This window comes from Corallincola holothuriorum (assembly GCF_003336225.1).
GTDB classification, from domain to species: Bacteria; Pseudomonadota; Gammaproteobacteria; order Enterobacterales; family Neiellaceae; genus Corallincola; species Corallincola holothuriorum.
Genome location: NZ_QPID01000006.1, coordinates 54,684 through 71,758 on the forward strand (window position 1 = coordinate 54,684; position 17,075 = coordinate 71,758).

At 48.0% G+C, this 17,075-nt stretch carries 16 protein-coding genes; 13 read left to right on the plus strand and 3 right to left on the minus strand.

Features of this window, described 5'->3' with window-relative positions:
- Positions 1–78 precede the first annotated feature (78 nt).
- From DU002_RS10935 to cmoA, 3 genes are all read right to left on the minus strand, one after another.
- Positions 79–1,713: a gluzincin family metallopeptidase gene (locus tag DU002_RS10935; RefSeq protein ID WP_158538032.1), complete on the minus strand. Its 1,635-nt coding sequence runs from the start codon at positions 1,711–1,713 to the stop codon at positions 79–81.
- A 176-nt stretch (positions 1,714–1,889) separates the two neighbouring features.
- Entirely contained in the window at positions 1,890–2,882 is a 993-nt protein-coding gene (gene cmoB, locus DU002_RS10940) for a tRNA 5-methoxyuridine(34)/uridine 5-oxyacetic acid(34) synthase CmoB (RefSeq protein ID WP_114338433.1), read from the minus strand.
- Positions 2,883–2,884: 2 nt separating this feature from the next.
- A complete protein-coding gene (gene cmoA, locus DU002_RS10945) occupies positions 2,885–3,613 on the minus strand; it encodes a carboxy-S-adenosyl-L-methionine synthase CmoA (protein WP_114338434.1) in 729 nt (242 codons plus the stop codon).
- A gap of 323 nt (positions 3,614–3,936) precedes the next feature.
- Between cmoA and DU002_RS10950 the strand changes: the two genes are divergently transcribed.
- The 13 genes from DU002_RS10950 to tolB all read left to right on the plus strand — a co-directional run bounded on the left by DU002_RS10950 (position 3,937) and on the right by tolB (position 17,044).
- Positions 3,937–6,741, plus strand: coding sequence for a transporter substrate-binding domain-containing protein (locus DU002_RS10950; protein ID WP_114338435.1), 2,805 nt, complete (start codon positions 3,937–3,939; stop codon positions 6,739–6,741).
- A 104-nt stretch (positions 6,742–6,845) separates the two neighbouring features.
- Positions 6,846–7,073 carry an FmdB family zinc ribbon protein gene (locus DU002_RS10955; RefSeq protein WP_114338436.1) on the plus strand — a complete coding sequence of 76 codons (228 nt, stop codon included), beginning with the start codon at positions 6,846–6,848 and terminating at the stop codon, positions 7,071–7,073.
- Positions 7,074–7,167: 94 nt separating this feature from the next.
- On the plus strand, positions 7,168–8,937 hold the full coding sequence (gene aspS, locus DU002_RS10960) for an aspartate--tRNA ligase (RefSeq protein ID WP_114338437.1): 1,770 nt from the start codon (positions 7,168–7,170) through the stop codon (positions 8,935–8,937).
- Complete coding sequence (nudB, locus tag DU002_RS10965; protein WP_114338438.1) at positions 8,937–9,386, plus strand: dihydroneopterin triphosphate diphosphatase; 450 nt, start codon at positions 8,937–8,939, stop codon at positions 9,384–9,386. The genes aspS and nudB overlap by 1 nt, the downstream gene beginning before the upstream one ends.
- A 73-nt stretch (positions 9,387–9,459) precedes the next feature.
- Positions 9,460–10,206, plus strand: coding sequence for a YebC/PmpR family DNA-binding transcriptional regulator (locus DU002_RS10970; protein WP_114338439.1), 747 nt, complete (start codon positions 9,460–9,462; stop codon positions 10,204–10,206).
- Positions 10,207–10,211: 5 nt separating this feature from the next.
- Positions 10,212–10,733 (plus strand): crossover junction endodeoxyribonuclease RuvC, encoded by a 522-nt coding sequence (gene ruvC, locus DU002_RS10975; protein WP_114338440.1) that lies wholly within the window; start codon positions 10,212–10,214, stop codon positions 10,731–10,733.
- A 98-nt stretch (positions 10,734–10,831) separates the two neighbouring features.
- On the plus strand, positions 10,832–11,455 hold the full coding sequence (ruvA, locus tag DU002_RS10980; protein ID WP_114338441.1) for a Holliday junction branch migration protein RuvA: 624 nt from the start codon (positions 10,832–10,834) through the stop codon (positions 11,453–11,455).
- Between the two features lie 9 nt (positions 11,456–11,464).
- Positions 11,465–12,472 carry a Holliday junction branch migration DNA helicase RuvB gene (gene ruvB, locus DU002_RS10985; protein ID WP_114338442.1) on the plus strand — a complete coding sequence of 336 codons (1,008 nt, stop codon included), beginning with the start codon at positions 11,465–11,467 and terminating at the stop codon, positions 12,470–12,472.
- 718 nt (positions 12,473–13,190) lie between these two features.
- Complete coding sequence (gene ybgC, locus DU002_RS10990) at positions 13,191–13,601, plus strand: tol-pal system-associated acyl-CoA thioesterase (protein WP_114338443.1); 411 nt, start codon at positions 13,191–13,193, stop codon at positions 13,599–13,601.
- On the plus strand, positions 13,591–14,283 hold the full coding sequence (gene tolQ / locus DU002_RS10995) for a protein TolQ (RefSeq protein WP_114338444.1): 693 nt from the start codon (positions 13,591–13,593) through the stop codon (positions 14,281–14,283). Before ybgC ends, tolQ begins: the two co-directional genes overlap by 11 nt.
- A gap of 6 nt (positions 14,284–14,289) precedes the next feature.
- Positions 14,290–14,715, plus strand: a complete 426-nt coding sequence (gene tolR, locus DU002_RS11000; RefSeq protein ID WP_114338445.1) for a protein TolR — start codon at positions 14,290–14,292, stop codon at positions 14,713–14,715.
- 6 nt (positions 14,716–14,721) lie between these two features.
- Positions 14,722–15,681: a cell envelope integrity protein TolA gene (gene tolA, locus DU002_RS11005; RefSeq protein WP_114338446.1), complete on the plus strand. Its 960-nt coding sequence runs from the start codon at positions 14,722–14,724 to the stop codon at positions 15,679–15,681.
- Positions 15,682–15,694: 13 nt separating this feature from the next.
- Positions 15,695–17,044 (plus strand): Tol-Pal system beta propeller repeat protein TolB, encoded by a 1,350-nt coding sequence (gene tolB / locus DU002_RS11010; protein WP_114338447.1) that lies wholly within the window; start codon positions 15,695–15,697, stop codon positions 17,042–17,044.
- Positions 17,045–17,075 lie beyond the last annotated feature (31 nt).

The window sequence follows — 17,075 nt, forward strand, 5'->3', positions numbered from 1 at the left end:
CGTGACATGCCTTTACCTACATCCATGTGAGCTGATCATATTGTAACTATTCAATTTTGTTGCACAAGGGCAACCGTGTCAGTGGCGCAATAAGGATTTGGCGAGGCCACTTGCGAGTGGATCATCGATCTGGTCGAGCGCTGCTAAATCAATTAGGGATTGTTGTGCCGTAGCCCCTCTGAGTTGATGCAACGCCAGCATAATATCGCTAATGGTGATTTCACCTCGCTGGTAGCGGTTTGCGATGCGTTTAGCTAACGCATATTGCCACAGCGCGCGATAGCTCAAGCTATCTGCTGTAGCAAGCGTCAACATAGCGTATGGCAAGGATGCTAACGGCGCATCAACAAGATGGCGGTTATCTCCCAGCAGGCGCATGTTTAAGGACGTTAGGTCGGTCATGCTCAGATTATGCTGATGGTATACATAAGCCAATTTGGCGATTAGCACACGTTTGAGTAGTTTCACCGGAGGGGGGGCGGTAAAACTGTTTGGCTTGGTTATCTGGTTAAGTAATCGCTCTTCAAACCCTTCCAGGTCCGGGTAGGGAGATGAAGAGAAGTCAGGGTGTGTCGGGTGAAACAGTATGCCGTAGATCGCTTTTAATATGCTGCTATCTACTTTTGACGTAGTAACTGGCTGGGATCTATTGGTACTGATGAGCATGGCACCTGACTGAAATCCGGCTACAGGGTAACGTAAACGACTAGTCGCTAAGCCCGGATCAGGGCTCGATAGATCAAGGTAAATTTCGCCAAAGATCAGCCCCTCTTCATCGGTGAGTTGCCACACCGCCATATGACTTTGCCAGATCGGCAGATTTACTTTTTTGCCTCTGATCCCTAGCGCTTCGGACCAGTACAGAAGCCGTTTATTAAATATAGTTCCGCTTGGGGTTATCTCTTTTGTCGGTGATTCTTTGGCTGCTATTGCTTGATGCCGCCAGTGATCCCATGGTTTAAACTGTTGCTTAGTTTTCGTGGATACTTCGACAGTGAGGGCTCGTTCTAGGGTGGTGAGAAAATCCCTGACCTGTTTACGTTCGAGGAGCGCATCCCGTTGCCTATAGTGTGACCAGCTGGCGTAGCCCATTTGCGTCGCCAATGAGAGTCGAGCAGCCAACAAACGGTTAAGCTGTTTTCTCGCGGCTTTGCCGCCACGTTGTTGATAGGCTCGATAAACGAAGGCTCGGCATTCGCTACGATAGGCTGAGCGCATAAAGCTGAGATAACGACTGGGGTCGGAAAAATCGACCGTTATTGCGAGCTGTTCACTTAACTGCTGTGCTCGTAAGGGCGTTTTTTCAAGACATTTTTTAGGCAGTGTAATTGGCAAGTCTTGTTGGAGCGCGCTTTTAAAGCTTAGTCGCGCCGCGTTTATCTCCTCTTTGGTTGCTGCGGGGTAATTTTTCTGCCACAGCCCAGGGTACTCCTTTCGCCATTGATGTTGTTGCCATGATGCAGCCGGGCTTTCTTGTTTCGACTGGAGGAATGGAGCAAACCAATGATCACTGTTGCCATTGTGCCATTCTGTTATGGCTAGGTTGATAGATAGGCGGCAATAACCAGCGGTTTCTCGCCAATGAGGATCGGGGTGTGTGCGCTGCAATTGCTCGACTTGAGCCAATAGATCGAAAAAAGGCGCCATCCAGATCCCTAACTTGCGCCCTGCATCTGCGCCGTGATCGGCTGTAAACCTTGGCCCATTCATCATTAGGTCGACTGCTTGGCTGCAACGCTGGCGCAATAGATCTGCACTTTGCCACTCCGCTGCCAGAGCTGGACGCTGCGCGCTTGAAGCTGATGTGGATAAACAGCTCCAAACGAAACACAGTAGTAATGCCCATAGGGAGGGGGCAGGACAGCTCAGTGGGAAGAGGCGCCTTAAGCTCATTCCGGTCGATTAGCGATGATGATTGATCTTTTTGGCGCAGGATGACCTTCTACTGTTTTGCTTTGGTCATTCCGGTCTAAATAGTTGTTTAGCGACAACCGGTCCATCCAATCTGTACTGCGTTGCTCGTCAACGGTGGTGACATTTATATCAACGGTGCGAATATTTACCATGCCGCAGCGCTCCAGCCAGTGCTCTAAGGCCTCACTGCTGGGTACAAACCAGACATTGGGCATTTGTGCGTAGCGCTCACCCGGCACCAGCACCTGATCTTTATCGCCATCGATGACTAATGTTTCCAGCACCAATTCACCGCCCGGACGGAGTTGTGATTTCAGTTGAAACAGATGGTCAATTGGCGAGCGGCGATGATAGAGCACGCCCATGCTAAACACCGTATCAAATGCTTTCAGCTCTGGCAGCTCTTGGATCCCTAATGGCAGCAGGTGGATCGGGTTAGTTTTTGGCGCAAAGTGTTTAATTGCCAAAAATTGTACTAAAAATAGCTGCGTGGGATCGACGCCGATAACCCGTGCTGCACCTTCGCCCAACATACGCCACATGTGATAACCACTGCCACAACCGACATCTAACACGTTGCGATCTGTCAGTGAGCTGATATGCGGAAGTAGCCGCTCCCACTTCCAATCTGAGCGCCATTCCGTATCGATATCCATACCATATAGTTGGAAAGGCCCCTTGCGCCAGGGCATCAGTTGCTTTAGCAAGCCGGTCATACGGGCTCTATCTGAGTTGCTAGCCTCGGCTTCACTACCAAAGGTGACACTGTGTTTGAGGTCGTTGGAAGTACTACTTAATTCAGGCAGTTTGCTGACCACCCGTAACCAACTGTCTAATTCGCCGTGACGTTGTTCTTTTTGCCAACGGGCTAATTGTGCCGGCGCGGTTTGTAACCAATGGCTAAGCGGTGAGCCGATAATGTCAGCGTAGAAATCTTCAAACAGTTGTTGATCTTGAGAAGCATGCATTGCTATTTGATCGCCAGTAATGAGGTGAAATTAAAGCATTGAAACCACGTGGCTACATGTTTGAAGCCGATTTCATTTAAGCGTTCCGTATGTAACTGAGCGGTGTCGGTTCGCATCACGTTTTCTAAGGCTGTGCGCTTTTGGCTGATTTCCAATTCGCTGTAACCATGGGCACGTTTGAAATTGTGGTGTAGTTCGGTCAGCAGGTCGTCGACCGATTGGTCATCAAAACGTATTTTTTCTGATAGCACCAACAGCCCTCCGGGCTTTAGCCCTTGGTAGACCTTGGTTAACAGAGCCTCTCTTTCATCTGGTGGCAAAAATTGTAGAGTGAAGTTTATCACCACCATCGAAGCATTCTCGATCGCGACCTCTCTGATATCGTCAAGCACCACGGTTACCGGCACGTCTGAACGATAGGCGCCGAGGTTACGCTGACAGCGCTCAATCATCGCTTGCGAGTTATCAACAGCGATCATGTTGACTCCTTGCTGGCTGATATTGCGCCGCATTGCCAAGGTGGCAGCCCCTAAAGAGCAGCCTAGATCGTAAACCTGTGATTGTTCCTGAATGTAGTGCTTGGCCAGTTCGCCGATTGTGGAGATGATGTTGGTATAACCAGGCACTGAGCGCTGGATCATGTCAGAAAAGACATCTGCAACCCCTTCATCGAAACGAAAGTCACCAATGTTACTTAAGGGATGAGAAAAAATAGTGTCTTTATTTTCCATGGATTACAAAGCGATCGAGTTAGCAGTATGGAGCAGCTATTGTAACTCATTCTTCGACTTCGCGGCGAGCCACTTATCACTAACCCGTGTGTCTCAGCCTTCTGGTTGCACTAACCTTTTTACTATTTAGATATATTATCCGCTTCCAGTTATACTGAGCCAATAGCCTTTTTGTTGTTGCTTTGTATTTTCTGCTTGTAGGGAGCAAATAGCCGTATTTATTGCTGCATGTTTGTGGTCGGCACTTAAGAAATTCAAAGGTTTATAATTCAACGCGTTGGTCGGTGCATTAGGTAGTCGTACTGAGAAGTCAAAGGAATGCGATGTTTGCGCGAACTCTATTAGCTGTTTTAATCTACTTATTCTGTTTTATGGCCCAGCCCTTTGTGGCCGCACAGGATAAGCCGCTGGTTATTGTGACCAGTGCAGAGACCTATCCTTATCACTTTGCTATAGATGGTCAGCCACGGGGGATGTTGGTTGATCTTTGGCGGCTATGGTCCGAGAAGACCCATACTAAGATTGTGCTCGTTTCTGCGTCCTGGGTTGATAGCCTCGAGATGATCCGTAGCGGAACGGCAGATATCCATGCAGGTATGGCTGTTAATGAACAGCGCGCGACCTACTTGGCCTTTGCAGATTCTCTGGCGACCGTACACTCCAATATTTTTGTTCACCGTTCGCTGCCAGATATTAAGCAGCCGGAACAACTGCGTCCCTACTTAGTCGGTGCGGTAAAAGAAGCCAACCATGTGACGATGTTGAATCGTCTTTACCCACACCTCGCTATCGCAGAGTATGACCGCCAGTTCAGTGTTTATGATGCTGCGATGCGTGGGGAAGTACTGGCTTTTACGGGCTTGGATCGGGTTTCATCGCAATATGAACCGGTATTAGAGTTAGAGCAGCGATTTCCCAACCACCGTAAACTGACTTATCACACCACGTCTCTTCACCCCTCTGTTCAGTCAGGCAATGATGCTTTACTGGCTAAAATCAATGATGGCTTTAAGCTGATCTCCGACGAGGAGAGAGCAGCAATCAATCGCCGTTGGTTCGGAACATCCGGTGAGCAAGCTGGCATCATGATCGCCATTTTACCGGACGCACCACCATACATGATGCTGGATGAGGACGGTGTGCCCAGTGGCATGTTGGTCGATATATGGAAGCTTTGGGGTGAGCGTAATGGTTATGAAGTTAACTTTATGGTGCAGGAAAAACACACGCTGGATAGCCAGATGGACATGCAGCTGGTGGATATTGTTTCTGCATTACCCAGCGCCGAGAATGATAGCCAGGCTTTAGAGCCAGCAAATCAATTAATGACGCTCAAAGTGCAGTTCTATACACCTGAAAATTCAGGTGTTAATGCATTAAGCCAGGTCAGCGAATTACCCATTGGAGTTTTAGAGCAAGCGAGCTATTTACCGCAGCTTACCAGCCAATATCCCAAGTTAAGCTTTAGTTATTTTTCAGACCATTTCGAGTTAATACAAGCGGCAATTAGTGGTGAGATCGCTGGCTTTTTCGGCTTATCTAACTTGACGGAATATGTCCTTATTCAACGCAATCAACTTAATCAATTTCGGCGTTTGGACAACCCCACCTTTGCCGCCGAAGTGCTCGCCTTGGTCGGCAAGGGCAATGAGAATCTTAAACAAAGAGTGCAGCTAGGTTTTGAAGCTGTTGAACTCTCAGATTTAGCAGAGATTGAGCAACGTTGGATACTTGCGCCTCAGGACCGCTATTTTGAGAATCTGCCACTGTCGGTCGAACTCAGTGACGAGGAGAACCGCTGGTTATCTAGTCACCCTGTGATCCGTATGGGGGCCGTTAAGGACTACTCGCCATTTGAGTTCGTTAATGAAGTTGGCGAGTTCGCTGGGGTTAATGCCGATCTGGTTGAGTGGTTGGAAAGCCGCACAGGATTACGAATTGAGGTGGTGCTTTTCGAGCATTGGCAGCAAGTGCTTGAGGCTGCTATGCGGCATAAAGTCGACTTTGTCGCCGCTATCAGCGATACACCGGAGCGTCGACAATCACTGATTTTTTCAGATGGGTATTGGCCAACCCCATGGGCGATAGCGATACGTGAAGAGGAGCTTTTAGTTTCTCAACTCAGCCAGTTGCGAGGTCGCACGCTGGCGGTCATCGCTGGCTATCAAGTGATCCCCTGGATCAGGCGAAATCACCCAGAAATCGAATTGAAAGTATATGAATCGGGGGCTGAAGCGCTGCAGGCAGTATCTTCCGGTGAAGTGTTCGGAGCGTTAGATAACCTTACTGTTGCCGTTTCCATGGTGAGGGAATTGAGCCTGAGTAATCTGAAACTGTCTACTTTGCACGATATAAAGCAAGAGTCTTCTCAATTCGGTATTAGAAAAGATTGGCCTGAGCTCAATAGTATATTGAATAAAGCATTACTGATGTTGACGGAAGACGAGCGCCGCAAAATTCTATCTAAATGGTTAGATTTGACCATTGAACAAGGGGTTTCTAGTGAGAAAGTCTGGCGCATCAGTGTCCAGATTGGTGCCTTGGTTATCGTGGTGATGACATTGATGGTCTTGTGGAACCGTCGCTTAAATAAAGAGATTGAACGTCGTCGAGCCGCAGAAGAAACGATCCGCCATTTGGCTCGCCATGATGAACTAACTGGCTTAGCTAATCGGCGGCAGTTTGAGGAACAGATTCTAGGGGCGCTAGAGAACCATGCGCGAACTAAGAATCTTATGGCTTTGATGTTTATTGATCTGGATGGGTTTAAAGAGATTAATGACCAACATGGTCATGGTGCTGGCGATCAGGTACTCAAAGAGGTAGCAAAGCGTTTTCAGGGAGTAGTAAGGCGCTCTGATACGTTAGCGCGTTTTGGTGGCGATGAGTTTGTTGTTTTAGCAACTAACTTGCATCACCGTCTGCACGCGGCTGAATTGGCGAAGAAGCTCATTTTTGCCCTTGAAAAGCCATTCAAGGTAGGAGATGCCAAGTGTTCATTAAGTGCCAGTATTGGTGTGGCAGTCTATCCGGAGGATGGTGAAACGCCTGATGTCTTGTTACGGGTGGCGGATAGCTTGATGTATAAGATTAAGCAGCAAGACAAGAACGGTTACCTATTGAGTTAAATTATCTGTTATGTAGCAGCCGGTCGCGTGACAACTGATGCCGTTTGCATATAATGCCTCACTGTCCGTCAATCTTTATCTGGCGAAGCGGGGGAACAACGGCAATGCCTATTTATGAGTACCAATGTGGGTCGTGCGGCCATCAGTTAGAGAAACTCCAACGTATCAGTGATGCGCCTTTGGTGGATTGTCCCGATTGTGCGGCCCCTGCGCTGAAGAAGTTGATTTCTGCAGCTGGTTTCCGGCTTAAAGGTAGTGGCTGGTATGAGACTGACTTTAAGAGTGGCAGTAAGAAAAACGTGGCTTCGGACAGTCATTCGAAATCGAACTGATTTGAGCCAACGTTTTAGTTTGAATGATATTTAATCAATTTATGCGCTGCCTCCAAGGCGGCGCATCTTTATTCTGAACAACAGGAAAGTACACATGCGCAGCCATTATTGTGGAGAGGTTAACGAATCACTGATTGGCCAAGAGGTCACCTTGTGTGGCTGGGTTAATCGTCGTCGTGATTTGGGGGGAGTGATCTTTCTGGATCTGCGTGATCGAGAAGGTATCGTTCAAGTTGTTTACGATCCGGATATCGAAGATGTATTCGCTCTAGCAAATACCCTGCGTAACGAATTTTGTGTCAAAGTGACGGGCAAAGTCCGTCCGCGCCCTGAAGGGCAGATCAATAAAGAGATGGCCAGTGGTGGCATTGAATTACTGGGTTTGCAACTTGAGATCCTTAACGCCGCTGCACCGCTGCCGTTGGACTTTAACCAACAGAATAGTGAAGAACAGCGCTTACGCTTCCGCTATTTGGATCTACGTCGGCCAGAAATGAGCGAAAAGCTTAAGTTCCGTGCCAAAGTGACTAATGAAGTTCGCCGCTTTATGGAAGAGGCGGGCTTTATGGATGTAGAAACTCCCATCTTAACGGCGGCAACGCCTGAAGGCGCACGAGATTACTTAGTGCCTAGTCGCACTCACAAAGGCAAATTCTTCGCTTTACCACAGTCACCACAGTTGTTTAAGCAGCTGCTGATGATGTCTGGCGTTGACCGTTACTATCAGATCGTTAAATGTTTCCGTGATGAAGATCTTCGTGCTGATCGTCAGCCTGAGTTTACTCAGATTGATATCGAAACCTCATTTATGTCTGCGGATCAAGTGATGGCGGTAACGGAGCAGATGATCCGTCAGTTGTTCACGAAATTGATGAATATTGATTTAGGTGATTTCCCGCGGATGACTTACGAAGAGGCGATGCGCCGTTTCGGTAGTGATAAACCCGATCTGCGTATTCCGTTAGAGTTGGTCGATGTCGCTGAACAGGTTAAAACGGTCGATTTCAAGGTGTTCGCTGGCCCGGCGAATGATGACAATGGCCGCGTTGCAGCAATTCGTGTTCCTGCAGGTGCCGATAAATTCAGCCGGAAACAGATTGACGAGCTGGGTAAGTTTGTTGGTATATACGGTGCCAAAGGTCTGGCATGGATGAAAATTAATGATCGTGCCGCAGGGCTGGAAGGGGTGCAATCTCCTGTTGCTAAGTTCTTCTCTGCTGAACAGATGGAAGCATTGCTTGCTCAAACTAACGCTGAAAGTGGCGATATTCTGTTCTTTGGTGCAGATAATAAAGTGGTCGTTACCGAAGCAATGGGCGCGTTGCGAATCAAACTAGGTGAAGACCTTGGGTTGGTTGCCGATGAATGGCGTCCGTTGTGGGTTGTTGATTTCCCAATGTTCGAGGAAGCTGATGGCCGTGCTCATGCGCTGCATCATCCGTTCACCGCACCATCAAATGCTACCGCAGCGGAACTGGAAGCTAACCCTTACGGTGCGTTATCCGATGCATATGACATGGTATTAAATGGCTGTGAAGTTGGCGGTGGCTCGGTACGTATTCACGACCAAACTATGCAGGCCACTGTTTTCCGTATTCTTGGGATCAGTGATGAAGAAGCCCGTGAGAAGTTTGGTTTCTTGTTGGATGCGCTGCAGTATGGTGCTCCACCACATGCGGGTTTAGCATTTGGTTTAGATCGTTTGGTCATGTTGATGTGTGGTGCCGACACTATCCGAGACGTGATGGCATTTCCAAAAACTACTACCGCAGCATGTCCATTGACCGATGCACCTGGAAAAGCAAATCCGGAGCAGTTGGTTGAGCTGGGTATTGCGTTGGTAGCGAAGGAAGATGCTAAATAGTGAGTTACAAGCGCCCTGAATCTGTCCTGGTAGTGATCTACCGTGAGGATTTCAGAGTGCTGCTTATGCGAAGGTTGGACCTGCCAACCTTCTGGCAATCTGTTACCGGCTCATTGGAAGTGGGCGAGCTACCGATTCGTGCGGCGGCGAGAGAGTTAAAAGAGGAAACCGGTATTGATGTGGCGATGTTGCCTTCAGTGTTAGAGGATGCGGACGTTCAGGTTCGCTATCTTTTGTACCCTGAATGGCGTCATCGATATGCGCCGGGCACCACCCACAATCTTGAGCATTGGTTTTATCTTCGAGTACCGGTCACCACTGAGATCCAGCTGTCGGCGACAGAACATCTTGAGTATGTATGGCTGGACTTCGAGCATGCGATACGCAAAGTTAGCTCTTCGAGTAACCGCGATGCCTTGATCACTTTGCAAAAACGGCTCACTAAGTAATGTCTGCAGAGCTTCTTAGTTAGGTATAGAAAAGCATCGCCACAAGACGGTGCAGTAAGCGTGGAGAATAGATATGGCTGGTCATAGTAAATGGGCGAACATCAAACACCGTAAGGCAGCTCAGGATGCCAAGCGGGGAAAGATTTTTACCAAGCTGATCCGTGAGATCACCGTTGCTTCGCGGGAAGGTGGTTCTGACGCCGACAGCAATCCTCGTTTGCGTGCCGCTATCGACAAAGCACTGTCCAATAATATGACCCGTGATACGGTTGAGAGAGCGGTTAAACGCGGTGCCGGCGAGCTCGATGGCCAAGAGTTGGAAACTATCATCTACGAAGGGTATGGCCCCGGTGGCACAGCAGTGATGGTGGAAACGATGACGGATAATCGTAATCGTACGGTTTCAAATATCCGCCACCTGTTTACCAAAGCCGGCGGTAATTTAGGCACCGATGGCTCCGTCGCCTATCTATTCAGTAAGAAAGGGGTTATCTCTTATTCTGAAGGTCTCGACGAAGATGTGGTGATGGAAGCAGCTCTTGATGCCGGTGCAGAAGATGTCGAAACCAATGATGATGGTTCGATAGATGTCTACACTTTGCCGGAAGATTTTGGTGGCGTGAAAGATGCACTGGATGCGTCAGGTTTAGCAGCGGTTAACGCGGAGGTCACTATGATTCCGTCGACCAAAGCTGAGCTAGATTTAGCCACTGCTGAGAAATTTTTCCGTCTGGTCGATGGACTTGAAGATGATGATGATGTGCAGGAGGTATATCACAATGCTGATATTACCGACGATGTTATGGAACAGCTAGGTTAACCCTTTTGAGTATTATTCTTGGTATCGATCCCGGCTCGCGGATCACCGGTTATGGTGTGATTAAGCAGTTGGGTGCCAAGTTTAGTTATTTGGGGAGTGGCTGTATCCGCATCACTGCGCCAGAGTTGCCTGAACGATTACGTATTATCCATGATGGTGTCAGTGAGTTGATTCAACAGTTCCAACCTGACGAGTTTGCCATCGAGAGAGTGTTTATGGCTCGCAATGCTGACTCCGCATTAAAGCTTGGTCAAGCACGTGGCGCGGCCATTGTGGCGGCCGCTTGTCGTGATATTCCTGTATACGAGTACTCTGCCAGAGAGGTTAAACAGGCTGTGGTTGGTACTGGTGGGGCGGATAAAACTCAAGTCCAGCACATGGTGAAGCAAATTTTGTCATTACCAGCGACCCCACAAGCGGATGCGGCTGATGCTTTAGCTATCGCCCTTTGCCATAGCCATACGCGACAAAGTTTAATCGCCATGTCGGGCAAGGTGTCGGGGCAGGCACGAGGGCGTTGGCGTTAGACTTGTTGTATCGCTAACGCTCAGTTAGCCTGTATCTTCAGTTCATTTCACGTTAACTGATTGTCTTGCTCTTCTCGCTATAGAATTAAGGAATCACTTTGATAGGACAGCTTCGCGGAACCATTATCTCTAAGCAACCCCCAGATCTTCTGTTAGATGTTGGTGGGGTAGGGTATGAGGTCCAGTTACCTATGACCAGCTTTTACCAATTGCCGGAGGTGGGAGCCGAAGCTACAGTGGTGACCCATTTTGTGGTTAGAGAAGATGCTCAGCTGCTATTTGGCTTTTGTGCTTTGCATGAAAGAGCGATGTTTCGTGAGCTGATAAAAACGAATGGTGTTGGGCCGAAACTCGCCCTCGCCATTCTATCTGGAATGTCCGCAGAACAGTTTGCCCAAGTTGTACACCACGGCGATATCACATCATTGATGAAGTTACCTGGTGTTGGCAAGAAGACCGCAGAACGCTTGTTAGTGGAAATGAAAGACAGGCTTAAGGATTGGAATACACAGCCTGTTGATTCTGCCGCAGACGGATTCGCATTGAGTGGACAAGTTGAAGATACTTTCGTGCGTCCTGTGGACGCGACGGAAGATGCCGTTGCCGCGCTTATCGCACTGGGCTATAAACCGGCGCAAGCCAGCCGTGCCGTTGGCAAGGTGGCGGTTGAAGGGATGAGTAGCGAAGCGCTGATCCGCGATGCATTACGAAACATGCTGTAAGGGTAAATAATGATAGAAGCTGATCGACTGATACAAGGTACAACGCTTCACGAAGAAGAAGCTGTAGATCGCGCGATCCGCCCTAAGCTTTTGTCCGACTATACAGGGCAGCCCCATGTTGTGGGGCAAATGAACATTTTCCTTGAGGCTGCTCGAAGACGCGGCGAAGCCCTAGATCACCTGCTTATTTTCGGCCCGCCCGGTTTAGGTAAAACGACACTGGCTAACATTGTTGCCAATGAGATGAATGTGAGCATAAAGACCACTTCTGGGCCTGTGTTGGAAAAAGCAGGGGACCTCGCGGCACTGTTGACCAACTTAGAGCCCAATGATGTGTTGTTTATTGATGAGATACATCGTTTAAGCCCTGTCGTTGAAGAGGTCTTGTATCCAGCAATGGAAGATTATCAACTGGATATCATGATTGGTGAAGGCCCTGCCGCACGCTCAATTAAACTTGATTTGCCGCCGTTTACACTGATCGGCGCAACAACCCGAGCTGGTTCATTGACCTCTCCACTGCGTGATCGTTTTGGTATCGTCCAACGTCTAGAATTCTACACCGTGGATGAATTAACTAAAATTGTGCAGCGCTCTGCGGCTCATTTAGGAATGGAATTGGTGCCGACTGGCGCAAAGGAGATAGCACGTCGGAGCCGCGGTACACCTAGGATATCTAATCGCTTGCTGCGTCGGGTAAGGGATTATGCAGAGGTGAAAGCTGCGGGGAATATAGATGATGCCGTTGCCGCCAAAGCTTTGGATATGTTGGATGTCGATGATGCCGGTTTTGATTTTATGGATCGAAAACTACTTCTAGCACTGATCGACAAATTTGATGGCGGCCCCGTCGGACTGGACAACTTGGCCGCCGCTATCGGAGAAGTAAAAGAAACCATTGAAGATGTGTTGGAGCCCTACCTGATACAGCAAGGTTTTTTGCAACGAACCCCGCGTGGGCGGTTAGCTACCCAGAGAGCATATTTGCATTTTGGCTTGGATCGTCCAGCTAGCTAAGTACGCCTACTACTATCGAATATGGCTATAAAATCCAGACAAAAAAAACCCGCGAAACTCGCGGGTTAAATGAACTATATCATTCACGGGGAAGCGCCAAAATGGCAAAATCCAGAACTGATACAAAAGAGGCAAAGCCTCGATTCCAGGGAGAGAAGACACTCACCGCAATCATCAGAATATGATGATCAAAAAACTACAAGTAGTTGCCTTCAACTGCCGACCATTTTAGGTGCGAGCGCGCAGCTAAACAAACGAGTTATTTTAGCTTTAGTCATGAAAAAAACTAATGTCAAAGTTGTTTTTTAGGCGGCGGCGCACTCTCTTTTTTATCTTTATAGTGTTGTTTTTACGGTCTTTTGTTTTTATCTGTGTGTTATGTATTCAGGTGTAAGGCATATTTATGCAGTTACTTATATTTGCGTTAAAAGATGGATGGTTGGTCATGACGCTGCATCGTGCCAGCGTAGTTTGGTAAATTGATTGAGATCAATTTACTACACTCTATTTAACTGTTTTAGATGATGTTGTGGGTAAGCTTTTGTTTTTATTAAAGTGATGGTTTTTTGCTTGCTTTGGTTGTTTTTTAGTCGAGTCCGATCACATTATCTCCTCAGAACGTTTTGGGCTTATCATCCGTGGGGAACTTTCTGTATAGTTAGCTGCCATCATTACAAATAAAAATTATTTTGTCTGATTGGACTTTGGCAGGGCTGCCTTGAGCGATACGATCTTCAATTGGCCGGTACGTGTTTATTATGAAGACACTGATGCTGGTGGCGTGGTTTTCTACGCCAATTATCTTAAGTTCTTTGAGCGAGCTCGTACTGAGTGGTTACGCTCCCTCGGCATTGAACAGGATGGTCTGTTGGCCGAGGGTGTAGCTTTTGTTGTTCGTTCGGTACAGATGGAAAATTTGTCTTCAGCCAAATTCAATGATCAGCTTAGCGTTTCTGCCGAGATATCTGAACAAAAGAGAGCGAGCTTGATTTTTAAGCAAGCCATCGTTGATCAGAGCAATCGGCTAATTGCTACGGCAGAGATTAAAGTTGCTTGCGTGGACCTGAACCGCGCCAAACCAATCGCTATTCCAAAACAAGTCGCAGGAGTTTTGCCCCGTGTCCACTGAAATATCGTTTCTTGAACTGATCTTTGATGCCAGCTTACTGGTGCAATTGGTCATGCTAATCCTTTTAGCGATGTCCGTGCTCTCCTGGGGGATGATTTTCCAACGCGCTAAAGCTTTGAAAGAAGCTCAGGATAATGCCGACCGTTTTGAAGATCGTTTTTGGTCAGGTGTCGACTTAAATAAGCTCTATCAGGAAGTGAGTGCGAGAAGTGCTGAGGCGAAGGGCATGGAGCAGATCTTTAAATCTGGTTTTAAGGAGTTTGCGCGCTATCACCAAGGAGGCTCGTATACCGGTGTCAGTGCGGTAGAAGGTACGGATAGGGCGATGCGTGTGGCACTCTCCAGAGAGGTTGATGAACTTGAGCAACACCTGCCTTTTATGGCTACGGTTGGCTCAATTAGTCCTTATATCGGTCTTTTCGGTACGGTGTGGGGAATTATGAATGCTTTTGTTGCCTTAGGTAGCATGAATCAAGCGCAGTTGACCTTGTCACTGGTCGCTCCTGCGATTGCTGAAGCCTTGATTGCGACAGCGATGGGACTATTTGCTGCGATCCCTGCGGTCATCGCCTACAACAAGTTCAGTCACCAAGTTGAACGCTTAGAAAATAGCTATGGCAACTTTATGGAAGAGTTTTCAAGTATCCTGCATCGGCAATCCGTTGCCCGCGAGCAGGAGTAACTGGACATGAGTTATCAGCGTAAACGGCGGAAGCCCAAGGCTGAGATTAACGTAGTGCCATATATCGATGTCATGTTGGTATTGCTGGTCATCTTTATGGTAACTGCACCGTTAATTACGCAAGGGGTGAAGGTAAACTTGCCTAAGCAGGATGCTAATCCGCTACTTGAAGATGCTAAACCGCCAATCATTGCCACTATTGAGTCGGATGGCACCTATTGGTTTACTGATGATAAAGGCTCTTCAGAAGAGTTACCGAAAGATGATTTGGTGGCTCGGATCGCCGCTATCGTTGAACTTGCACCAGCTACCCATGTGGTTGTGAAAGGCGACGCGAAAGTACCGTACGGCTATGTCGTGTCACTGATGGCCGATTTGGAAAACGCAGGTATCGAAACCGTCGGTTTAATGACAGATCCGAGCGGGGGATAAGACGGAGTGTCTGAGCGTCCACTACACCATTTCGTCATCATTTCTGTTCTTGCCCACGTGGTCTTGGGGTTAGTGCTATTTGTCAGTGTTCAATTTACCAAGCCCGATAAGCAGGCGCAGCAGGTTAACACTGCGCCGATCCAAGCGGTGACCGTTGATCGCAAGTTAGTTGAGCGGCAGCTGCAGAAATTAGATGATCAGAAGAAAGCGGCTGAGCGAGCTGAGCAACGCAAGTTAGATGAGAAAAAGCGTAAAGAAAAAGCAGCAGAGGATAAGCGTAAAGCCGAAGATGCGAAACGGAAGAAGCAGGCTGAAGAGAAAAAGCGTAAACAAGCTGAACGCAAAAAGGCTGAGCAGGAAGCAAAGAAGGCCAAAGCATTGGCGATAAAGAAAGAGAAGGATCGTAAGGCAAAAGAGCAAGAGCGCCAGAAAGCGGAAGAGGCGGCCAAGAAAGTTGAAGAAGAGCGGAAAAAACAGGAAGTTGCTCGTCGCAAAGCTGAAGAAGCAGCAAAGAAGAAAAAGCTAGAGGAAGAGCGAAAGCAGAAGGCGGCTGAAGCGGAGAAGAAACGCAAAGCTGAAGCTGAACGTAAGCGTAAAGAGGAAGAGCGCCAACGCGCCGAGCTTGAGCAGATGATGATGGCTGAAATGGCCGCAGAGCAAGCTCAGATATCCGAACAACGGCAGCAGATGATTTTGTCTGAGCGAGCGAAATATGAAGCGATGATCCGACAGAAGATCCAGCGCAACCTTAACGCTGACGGTCTGCAAGGCAAGACCTGCCGAATTTACTTGAAACTGGCTCCAGGCGGCTTAGTACTTGATGTGCGACGTCTTGAAGGGGAGCAAGTGGCTTGCAGTGAAACCATACGCGCGGTGCGTAAGGCTGAGCCTCTTCCTGTCTCTAAAGATCCCGAAGTATTTTCACAGTTGAAAGAGATTAACCTTTCACTAGATATTGATAATTAATACAGGACTCACAATGAATCGATTTCTCACAGCCTCTGTATTCTTGTTGTTTGGCTATGTAAACAGTGCCTATGCTGCCTTGGAGATAGTGATCACCGAAGGAATGTCTGAGGCCAGACCGATTGCGGTGGTGCCTTTTAAGAGTTTGGACGGCAAGGTGCCGCCAACAGACATCGCTGATGTGGTCGCTAATGATTTGCGCCGCAGTGGCCGTTTTAATCCTGTAGCTATTCAACAAATGCCGCAGCAACCTTATTTAGCTAATCAAGTAGATTTTAATGCTTGGGCGATATTGGGCGTCGAGGCGGTTCTAGTTGGTAGTGTGAAACAGCAAGCCGATGGTAATTTTGTCGTTAACTACGAACTGGTGGATGTCATTGAGGGGAAAGAACTCAATGGTGGCAAGCCGATGCTGAAAGATCGGCAGTTGGTTGAAAGTAAAGAATTTATTTTGACTCAAGGTCAGCGAGTCGTGAAATCTAGACAGATGCGGCAATACGCTCACTTGATTTCGGACCGGATCTATTTGAGTTTGACCGGTGAGCGAGGAGCGTTTTTAACCCGTATTGCCTATGTGGTGGTGAATCACGACGCCAAGGTACCGTTTCAACTAATGGTCGCCGACTATGACGGTTACAATGAAACGCCTTTGGTTCGTAGCAAAGAACCGATTATGTCTCCTAGTTGGTCTCCTGATGGCAAAAAGTTGGCATATGTCACTTTTGAGAAACGTAAGTCTGAAATATTTATCCAGGATATCTATACCGCAAAACGCACTAAATTAACCTCCTTCCCGGGCATCAATGGTGCACCTAACTGGTCGCCAGATGGAAAAAAAATGGCGATGGTTTTGTCGAAAGATGGTAGCCCCGACATTTATGTAATGGATATTGAAACCAAAGCGTTAACTCAAGTAACCAGTCATAGAACCATTGATACCGAGCCTTCATGGACACCTGACGGAGAATCGTTAGTGTTTAGCTCAGAGCGGGGTGGTAAACCTCAGATTTATCGCGTACATTTAGCAACTGGCAAGGTCACGCGTCTGACTTTTGACGGTGAGATGAACCTAGGAGGTTCTATCTCGCCAAACGGTGATGAGCTGATCGTGGTTAATCGAACTAACGGTCGTTATCATATTGCCAAACAGGATTTGACTTCAGGAGCGTTGCAAGTACTGACACAAACCCGGTTGGATGAATCACCTAGTCTTGCCCCGAATGGAAGTATGATTATTTACAGCACGTTGCACGGTGAACGGCAAGTGTTAGGAATGGTCTCTATCGACGGGCGATTTAAGGCTAGGCTGCCAGCGGCGAATGGTGAGGTTCGAGCTCCTGCGTGGTCTCCATATTTGTACTAGGTCTAACAATAATTAATCGAAAGGAACGTAA

Coding starts and splice junctions, on each gene's coding strand:
- DU002_RS10935 (WP_158538032.1), bottom strand. CDS start 1,713: ATGATGAATGGGCCAAGGTTTACAGCCGATCACGGCGCAGATGCAGGG.
- cmoB (WP_114338433.1), bottom strand. CDS start 2,882: ATGCATGCTTCTCAAGATCAACAACTGTTTGAAGATTTCTACGCTGAC.
- cmoA (WP_114338434.1), bottom strand. CDS start 3,613: ATGGAAAATAAAGACACTATTTTTTCTCATCCCTTAAGTAACATTGGT.
- DU002_RS10950 (WP_114338435.1), top strand. CDS start 3,937: ATGTTTGCGCGAACTCTATTAGCTGTTTTAATCTACTTATTCTGTTTT.
- DU002_RS10955 (WP_114338436.1), top strand. CDS start 6,846: ATGCCTATTTATGAGTACCAATGTGGGTCGTGCGGCCATCAGTTAGAG.
- aspS (WP_114338437.1), top strand. CDS start 7,168: ATGCGCAGCCATTATTGTGGAGAGGTTAACGAATCACTGATTGGCCAA.
- DU002_RS10970 (WP_114338439.1), top strand. CDS start 9,460: ATGGCTGGTCATAGTAAATGGGCGAACATCAAACACCGTAAGGCAGCT.
- ruvB (WP_114338442.1), top strand. CDS start 11,465: ATGATAGAAGCTGATCGACTGATACAAGGTACAACGCTTCACGAAGAA.
- tolR (WP_114338445.1), top strand. CDS start 14,290: ATGAGTTATCAGCGTAAACGGCGGAAGCCCAAGGCTGAGATTAACGTA.
- tolB (WP_114338447.1), top strand. CDS start 15,695: ATGAATCGATTTCTCACAGCCTCTGTATTCTTGTTGTTTGGCTATGTA.